The sequence below is a fragment of the Immundisolibacter sp. genome (genome assembly GCF_028696615.1).
Lineage (GTDB): Bacteria > Pseudomonadota > Gammaproteobacteria > Immundisolibacterales > Immundisolibacteraceae > Immundisolibacter.
This window is the reverse complement of the sequence record NZ_JAQVGQ010000006.1, coordinates 21,891-30,299: the sequence shown is the minus strand read 5'-3', so window position 1 is coordinate 30,299 and position 8,409 is coordinate 21,891. Positions and strand designations below refer to the sequence as shown.

6 protein-coding genes are annotated in these 8,409 nt (G+C 60.4%); 4 read left to right on the top strand and 2 right to left on the bottom strand.

Annotated features, from left to right (window positions below):
• Positions 1 to 386: SAM-dependent methyltransferase (locus tag PHC73_RS01060; RefSeq protein ID WP_300123710.1), on the top strand; the 386-nt coding region annotated here is incomplete at its 5' end.
• A 182-nt stretch (positions 387 to 568) separates the two neighbouring features.
• Here PHC73_RS01060 and PHC73_RS01055 read toward each other — a convergent pair.
• Together PHC73_RS01055 and PHC73_RS01050 are read right to left on the bottom strand one after the other, a co-directional pair.
• Complete coding sequence (locus tag PHC73_RS01055) at positions 569 to 1,228, bottom strand: cupin domain-containing protein (RefSeq protein ID WP_300123709.1); 660 nt, start codon at positions 1,226 to 1,228, stop codon at positions 569 to 571.
• A 35-nt stretch (positions 1,229 to 1,263) separates the two neighbouring features.
• Complete coding sequence (locus tag PHC73_RS01050; RefSeq protein ID WP_300123708.1) at positions 1,264 to 3,006, bottom strand: sigma 54-interacting transcriptional regulator; 1,743 nt, start codon at positions 3,004 to 3,006, stop codon at positions 1,264 to 1,266.
• Positions 3,007 to 3,391: 385 nt separating this feature from the next.
• Here PHC73_RS01050 and PHC73_RS01045 point away from each other — a divergent pair, with 385 nt between their 5' ends.
• Genes PHC73_RS01045 through PHC73_RS01035 form a run of 3 tightly spaced genes read left to right on the top strand, consistent with a single transcriptional unit; the run spans position 3,392 to position 8,160 of the window.
• Entirely contained in the window at positions 3,392 to 5,200 is a 1,809-nt protein-coding gene (locus PHC73_RS01045; RefSeq protein WP_300123707.1) for a carboxypeptidase regulatory-like domain-containing protein, read from the top strand.
• Positions 5,201 to 5,240: 40 nt separating this feature from the next.
• Entirely contained in the window at positions 5,241 to 6,851 is a 1,611-nt protein-coding gene (locus PHC73_RS01040) for a DUF1302 family protein (RefSeq protein WP_300123706.1), read from the top strand.
• Positions 6,852 to 6,888: 37 nt separating this feature from the next.
• Positions 6,889 to 8,160 carry a DUF1329 domain-containing protein gene (locus PHC73_RS01035; protein WP_300123705.1) on the top strand — a complete coding sequence of 424 codons (1,272 nt, stop codon included), beginning with the start codon at positions 6,889 to 6,891 and terminating at the stop codon, positions 8,158 to 8,160.
• Positions 8,161 to 8,409 lie beyond the last annotated feature (249 nt).

The window sequence follows — 8,409 nt, the reverse complement described above, 5'->3', positions numbered from 1 at the left end:
GCGCGGCCTACGCCGGCATTCCACTGACGCACCGCGACCACGCGCAGCTGTGCGTATTCGTGACTGGGCACCTCAAGGACGGCGGCGTCGATTTGCCTTGGGATCAACTGGTGGCGATCGGCGGCACGCTGGTGGTGTACATGGGGCTTGGGGCACTTTCGCAGATTTGCGCCGCGCTGGTCGCCCACGGCAAGGACCCGGCCACGCCGGTGGCGGTAGTGGCCGAGGGCACCACGCTGCGCCAGCGGGTGGTGACGTCCACGCTGGCCGACCTGCCCACCGCCGCCCGCGACCTGCCCGGGCCGGCGCTGATCATCGTCGGCGGCGTGGTGTCGCTGCACGACACGCTGGCCTGGTTTGCGCCGCAGGCGGACACGCCGCGCTGAAAATTGCGCGTGGACCGGGGCATCAGCCCAGGCCTAGGAAAACGCTGATTTTTTTATTCAGCATTTTCCTCCGGGGCAGGATGCCCCGGCATCAATCAAGGGCGTAAGCCCTTGATTGATGGAGCGCGGCGCGGGCGTGTACCGCGCCGCAGCGAGCTGAAAAATTCCAGGGAGGGAATTTTTCAGCATTTTCCTAGGTGCCCCGTCTTCACATACAGCGTGCAGCCGCTGCTGCTGTACGGCGCGTGCGCGCTGCCGGGCGGCTGGCGCAGCCAGGTACCGGCCGGATACCGGCCGAGTTCGTCCTCGAGCTCGCCTTCAAGGACATAAATCTCCTCGCCGCGCGGGTGGCCGTGCGGCGGCAGCCGGGTGCCGGGCGCCAGACGTTGCAGCAGCACCTGCTGGCTGCCGCGCTCGAACAGCGGCATCACCATGAGGCCGTCAGGCGCGGCGGCCTGCCATGCCTCGCGCCGGGTGTCGACGCGCACGACGCGGTCGTCCTGCGGGTCGAACTGGCGCAGCTTGACGAAAATGGTGCAACCGGGCTCGCTGTGCGGCCGGTGGCGGGAACCGGGCGGATTTCGCACGTACATGCCGGCGCCAAAATCGCCGCTCTCGTCCGAAAAGACGCCTTCGAGCACCAGAAACTCCTCGCCGAGTTCGTGTACGTGCGGGTCGAAACACGACCCGGGCGCGTAACGCACGATGCTAGTGGCGCGCGCCACCTCGCCGCCGTCGCGCTCGAGCAGGCGCCGCTGCACGCCCGGCAGCGGCGAGTCGACCCACGGCAGATACGGCGCGTACACCACGGCGCGCTGCGACAAATCGGCATTCAGATGCATGACACTCGCTCCCGGAACCATGACGACTCGCGCCACTATCGGCCCGCTAGGCCACTTTTGTGGTATCGATAGTTGAATTGCCTGCGCGTCAAACCCAGCGAGCGGGCTGCCTGGCTGCGATTGCCGCCGGCCTTGTCCAGGGCACCGCTCAGCAGTGCCTGCTCCACCCCGTCCAGCGACATGCCGCGATCGAGCAGCGGACCGATCACATCGCGGCCGGGCAGCGGCGCAGGTTGGCCGCCTTGCAGGCGCCCGACCGCGTCCAGCTGCAACAGCGGCGCATGCGCCGGCAGGCCCAGATGCGCCAGGTCGATCGACTCGCCGTCGTTGGCCCGGATCACCGCCCGCTCGATGACGTGCTCGAGCTCGCGCACGTTGCCGGGGTAGTCATAGTGCAGCAGCGCCTGCACCGCCCGGCCACTGAGCCCGGCCAGCACGCGCCCATGCAGTTCACCATAGTGATGCAGGAAGTGCTCGATCAACAGCGGAATGTCGTCCCGCCGCTGTCGTAGCGGCGGGATCACGATCGGGAAGGTCGCCAGGCGAAAGTACAAATCCTCCCGAAACCCGCCAGCCACCACCTTCTGCCACAAGTCGTCGTTGGTCGCCGCCACCACGCGCACGTCGACTTGTCGGCTGATGCCCCCCAAACGCTCCACCTGCCCCACCTGCAGCACCCGCAGCAGCTTGGCCTGGATGGCCGAGCTGAGCGTGCCGACCTCGTCCAAAAACAAGGTGCCCGTGCTGGCGCGCTCGAAGCGCCCGGGCCGTGCCTGCGTGGCGCCGGTATAGGCGCCCCGCTCGACGCCGAACAACTCCGCCTCGGCCAGGCTGTCGGGCAAGGCGGCGCAGTTGACCGCCACGAACGGTGCCGCAGCGCGCCGACTCATGCGATGCAGCAAATTGGCGAACACTTCCTTGCCGGTCCCGGTCTCGCCCTGTAGCAGCACCGTTGCACGCGTGGGTGCCACCTTGCGCAGTTGTTCGAGCGCCGCCACGAAGCTCGCCGACACACCGACCACGTCCGTCGGCGGCTCAGCGGCCTGGCGCCCACGCTGTGCTTTGAGTATCGAAAACCGGTTCACCAGTTCGTCCGGACGCAGGTGGAAGCCGGTCTCCTCGACCGTCTGGTCGGTCATCTGCCCCCATGCCTCTGGGCTCTGCCCCACCAGCAAACAGCGGGCATGCCCCATGGCAACGCACTCGAGCTCGCGCACCACCACCGCCCGGCCGGCAAACGCGCTGCACAAGCCACTGGTGGCCCCGGTCTGCAACCAGCACATGGGCTCGCTGCTACCACCAAACACCTCAAGGTGCGCATGCGCCTCGATCGAGTGGTGCAGCTCCAGTTCGACCCGGAAAGCGCTGGCATCGGGGCGGATGTCCGCCGACACCACAGACATTTTGGCGTTACCGGTCAAGCTCCACACCTCACCGGCAACCGCCATCAGGGAAGCGAAATCGGTGCCCTGACCGCGCTCGCCGGCCAACAGGACGGTTTTCGTGCCCTCGGCATAGCCCAAACGCTGCACCGCGCCGCGTGCCCGCGCATAGCCGCAATGATTGATCAGCTCCTGCTTCAAACGCGCCAGCAGCGTGCTGTAGACCAGCATCATGCGAAAGCCGTCGAAGCGTATTGCTGCCTCCGCCTGGTTGAAAGCGAGCCGACGGTGGATCGGATCACCGTGATCGTGCGCGGTTCCCGCAGGCGGCCGGCCGACGACGGTGGCCGACGGCCGTGCGCCGCCACCCGGCCCACTCCCCAAGCTCCCAGGCATCGCCCGTCGCCGGTCCTGCGCCATCACTACCCCCAACATCCTCGAAAGCGTCGGGCCGAGCGCCAGCCGATCTGCCGTCTTTCCGGCCGAATCTCGCCACAACCTAAACGATCGTTCCTTAATGTACAAGAAGAGGGGCCGATGCGTCCCTCCATGAACTACCACCTGGTTTGCCGGCCCAGACCAACGCCCCCTCAGCGTATGCCATGCGGCCCCTTCGCGCCTGTAGATAATTTAATTTTTTCGTTCATTATCTATACGTTACGAACTTACAGGCATATCGTTGGCCTCTCAACCGCACCGCGCCGTTCGATCTGGCCCGCAGTGTGCTCGACTGTGGTGCACGGGTTTGTCCCGACACGCAGATCAAGCAAAGGAGGAGACTATGTTCCGCCAGTACTTGACGGCGGCGCTGCTCGGCGCCGGCATCGCCCCGGCATGGGCGTTGACGATCGACGGCACCGTCACGGCGCAGGGCAAGCCCCTGGGCGGCGTCATGGTCACCGCCGAAGACCTGGAAAGCGGCGACAACGACAATCCCACCTCAGTCACGGCGTTTTCGGATGCAAGCGGACACTTTTCGCTGGCCGGACTGACGCACGCCCGTCTAGGACAAGTGACACTGCGCGCCCAAAAGTTGGGCTATCGACTGGAAAGCCTGCAATGGGCGAGCGCCGCATCCGAGAAGGGTGCCTCGGTCGCGCTGCGCCTGACACCCACCGACAACGTGGCCGACCAGGTGCCGGCATCCGCCTGGCTGGGCCGGTTCCCGCTGGATGACCGCGGCTCCCGTTTCGTTGCCGGGCAATGTGCGGGATGCCATCAATTTCCAAGCCGTCAGGTACGCCGCTTCGCCGGCAGCCTTGCCGGTCTCACCGCCAGCGAAAAACAGGCTCGCTGGGCCAGCGCCACTCAACAGGAAAACGAGCGCGTCAAGGAACGTGTCTGGCGCGGAGCCGTGCAGATGATGCGCGCCTTGGCGCTGCGCTTTTCCGCCGATTCGCCGGTGCGCTGGGGGCTCGACGAAAGCCACCCCGAATACCAAAAACTCCTCACCGCCGACTACAGCCTGTTCAACACCGAAGAGGAAACCGCCGGCGCCACCGCCCTGGCACGCTATCTGGAAGAGGATTTTTCCACGTTCAAGCTGGCTGACTACCCCGCGGCCGCCACACCACTGGCCGCCAACGACCAGTCACGCATCTACGAATATGCGCTGCACGCCGGCGGCTGGACGCGCGAAATCGCCTGGACACCCGCCAGCGATCATGTTTGGTTGGTCGAGGACAGCGGTGACCGCATCGCCAAGCTCGACCCGGCAACCGGTCGCCTGCACTGGATCACCGTCCCCGGCGCCCCGCAGCATCCGCAGGGGCCACATACCATCAACACCGACCCAGACGGCAACATTTGGATTTCGCTCGAGGAAAGCTACGCGCTGGCGCGACTCGATCCGAAATCCGAACAGTGGCGCATCTACCCGGGCTTCGGTGACTTCTCGGTCGCGCACGACACCTGCCTCGACCATGACCGCCTGGTCGCCTTCGATGGGCACGGTCGTCTGTGGCTGACGCTCATCGGCCAAAACGAACTGGCTTCGCTCGATCCCAAAAGCGGTGCCATCCAGCGTTTCCCGATGCCGAAAAAGGACGGCGAGGCGGCGTTCCATGCCGCCCTGTACAGCTGCGTGATGAGCAGCGATCGCAAACACGTCTGGTTCACGCAGCTCAACGGCATCGTCGGCGGCTTCAACATCGAAACCGGCCAGCTGGAGAAGCCAATCGAATTCCCGCTCGGCGCAATTCCCCATCGCATGGCTATCGACGATCACGACGTCATCTACGTGGCCTTGTCCGGCGACGGCCAGGTCTTTGCCTACGACACTCGCGCCGGCAAAGAAGTGGCTCGCTACCCGCTGCCCGATCGCAACAGCTCGCCTTATGCCGTCACCTGGGACCAGACGCGCCGCGTGCTGTGGGTCGCCGCCTCCAATACCGATGCCATCTATCGCCTCGACCCCACCAGCGCAGACATCCAAGTACTGCCGCTACCCCGTACCCGCGCCTACCTGCGGATGATCGATCTCGACCACAAAACCGGTGACCTTTGGACCACGTACGCCCACCTGCCAATCAACCGCGGACCGAACTACGCGGTGAGGATAGTCGTCGGGGATCGTCTGCCACCCAAGTAAAAACATATAGCAGGCCCGCCGTAACCTCAGGGAGACGAACATGACAACCAAGTCAATAATTGCGCCATCAACTCACCCCGATTTTCCGGCCGCAACTTACAAAACGTTACACCGCCGCAATACGTCTATGACGCGATGGTTTTATTTTTCCGGCACGATCCTCCTCGCCAGTCACGCAGGAATCGCTCACGCCGCCGGCATTTTCGACAATGCGGACTTTCGTGTCAGTGGCTATCTGCGGGAGAATATGGCAATCGGCTTCCAAGACCACCCAGAGCGCAGCGCCGCCACTGGAAAACAATTTGGCGGCAAGGGCGACATCCTCATGCAACGGCATACCGCCCTGCTCGAGGGGTATGCTGACCTTAGTTGGGCCTATTTCGGCGCGGTGGGACGCTTCAGCCGCGAAGAAATGACACCCTACCTTAAAGATCTCCAGGAATCATCAAAAGCTAGCGCCGCGGCGTTTGGGGGTGACGCAACCCGTTTTAGGGATTTTTATGACGAAGAGGAAATGCGAGAATATTATGTCGGCTTCAGTATCGGCGAGCGTTTGCGCTTCAAATTTGGAAAACAACAAGTCGTCTGGGGTGAGTCGGACGGCTTCCAGGCCATGGATGTCATTCATGGTTACGACTTCAGTTGGCGCTCGTCATTGGAAGGGGAAAACGAAGAGCTCCGCAAGCCCTTGGTATTGGCCAACACGCAAATAGACATCCCTCGGTTTGATGGAACCTTGCAGCTCGTTTTCCGCCCCGGCTGGGATAAAGCCGACGATATTGGGCACACCGTGGATCTTTTTGGAGGTCGATGGGCAGGGCAGCCCAATAAGGGCGTCGACACACTTGCCTTGATACCGTACAACCCAGATCACCCATCTGGCGACACGGACTCGCCCTCGTACGGCTTCCGGTGGAGTGCAATCGCCCCATTTGGTGGTGACATCGGATATAGCGTGGGGTTCTACCACGGCCCGAAACTCGCCCCGGTAATCAATAGCATATTCAACCCATTTGGACCCGCGCCCAAAAACGGTTTTGCTGAATTCATAAATCCAATCGTCGACACGTACGGAGTCTCCTTCAATGCCTACTCCGAAACCATTGGCTCCACCGTAAACGGCGAACTCGCCTTTACCCCCAACGAACAATACAATTATGGGTTCGTCCATGGCGCTGGACTGGATGGAATAATCGAGAAAAACACGGTTCGCGCAATGATGCGGTTCGACAAGCTTCTCCCCAAATTTGGCACCAAAATCAAGGCGGACAAACCCCCACTTCTGATATTCCAGGCGACCGATGTGTGGCTGCCTAATTTTCGCCGATCCCAAGACATCGTTGACGTGACTGCCCGCCGCAAGGAGCATTCAGTCATGTTGACGGCCATCCTTTCCAGTAACTACAAATTTGACACCATCAACCCAACCGCGGTCGCCGCATTCGACCCCACCTACAAGGGCGCAATGCTCGTACCCTACGTCGATTGGGTATTTGGCGACCACTGGCGCCTTCACACTGAGGTTCAATTCTACTGGGATTTCGGAAGACACACAGACCCAGAAGACGGCAGCGGCGCAACGCGCACGCATGGATTCGGGACACTAAACAACCAAAATCAAGCAAATATTCGCTTGACTTACCAGTTTTAGAAACCTTGCAATGGGTTAGCCCGCGGAGAGAAAAAGCATGACAATCAGGTCATTCGTTGCCGTAATTTCTCTATTTACACTCAGCCACCACTATTGCCGTGCCACCGAGCTCACAGAGGGGACAGTTATCAAAAAAGAGAATATTGAAACATACTCCAATGACACATTCGAAGGACACCCCATATCAGATTTGATACCTTCCCAGCTACAAGTTTTGGTAAAAAAATATGGGCTGCAAATGACACTGACTCACTCAAAGCCCATTGTTGTTGCTCAATATTACATTGACGCGACTACAAAAAATGCACCACACACTTCGCTCGACCTTCAATCGCGAAAAGTTCAAAACTATGTCGCCGGCGTTCCCTTCCCTAACGTCGAAACTAGTGACCCAAACGCCGCCATGAAATTGATATGGAATCAATTTTATGTAGCACCTGTTGTTGGAGACGTTCAAGAGGTCGGCAACATTCAGACGTACACAACGACTGCCGCCTCTGGAATTGAACGAACGTTTGTGATGAGGGGTGGCCAATTTCGCATGGAGGGACGCGTCTCTGGCGGACCACCAACTTTGGGAGACGGCACCATCCACAAGCTACAATGCGACTATTTCGTCGCGCCGCGAGACTCCGCCGGAGTCGGTGTTTTTCAGATGCGCTACAATGACGGCCGCCCGGACTCTGTCTGGGCCTACGTAAAATCGGCACGGCGCATAAGGCGTATGTCTGGCGGCTCATGGATGGATCCAACGGGCTCCCTCGATTTTTTGAACGATGACAGCTTCTTGCTGAATTCTTACCCACTGTGGTATAGCGAATATCGATATCTCGGAAAAAGATGGATATTGGCTGTCGTTCACCAGCCCGCGCGGGGGCAAGGGTTAGATTCGTCGACGCGCTATGATTTCAAGAATCCACCCCACTGGAATCCAACTGGCATTATGTACGAGCCGCGCGAAGTGCATGTCATAGAAGCCATCCCCCCGAAGGAACACCCTTACTCAAAAAAGGTTCTTTACATGGAGGCAGACCCAAACTTTCCACATTTTTATTGGGGAGAATTTTACGACAAAAAAAATGAAATTTGGCGAATCATGTGGCATATGTTCGGCGGAAGACAGATGGCAGACGGTCAGCCCGGGTTCTATATTGCGTCAATGGGGAGTGTCGACGTTCAGCGCGAGCGCGCCACAGTGCTCGATCTCATCCCAGATGAGTACATCTTGAACCGTCCGGGGGCGAGCCAGCAAGACTTTCGCCCGGAAGTACTCAAAGAGGCGGCCGAGGGAAAAATGAAAGGTGAATGATCGCAAGCGTGGCCCTGGTAGGCCGTTGCCCAAAGAAATGCTTTTCAAGGGCTGAGTTATACGGCGCAGAGATAGCTTGCCCATCGATCAAGCACGGTAATTACTTGATCGATGGAACTCGTTGCGGGCATATACAGCGGCTACGCGCCTAAGAAATGGCTGGAGGCGCCCTATTTTCAGCAGCCTGTTAAACTCGGTTTCACCGCTTTGCGGGTGCCAGCCCTATGCCCATCCACAACGCCGACATCG

What these genes read in the sequence shown, in the direction of transcription:
- PHC73_RS01045 (WP_300123707.1), top strand. Translation starts at nt 3,392, where the DNA reads ATGTTCCGCCAGTACTTGACGGCGGCGCTGCTCGGCGCCGGCATCGCC.
- PHC73_RS01055 (WP_300123709.1), bottom strand. Translation starts at nt 1,228, where the DNA reads ATGCATCTGAATGCCGATTTGTCGCAGCGCGCCGTGGTGTACGCGCCG.
- PHC73_RS01050 (WP_300123708.1), bottom strand. Translation starts at nt 3,006, where the DNA reads ATGCCTGGGAGCTTGGGGAGTGGGCCGGGTGGCGGCGCACGGCCGTCG.
- PHC73_RS01035 (WP_300123705.1), top strand. Translation starts at nt 6,889, where the DNA reads ATGACAATCAGGTCATTCGTTGCCGTAATTTCTCTATTTACACTCAGC.
- PHC73_RS01040 (WP_300123706.1), top strand. Translation starts at nt 5,241, where the DNA reads ATGACAACCAAGTCAATAATTGCGCCATCAACTCACCCCGATTTTCCG.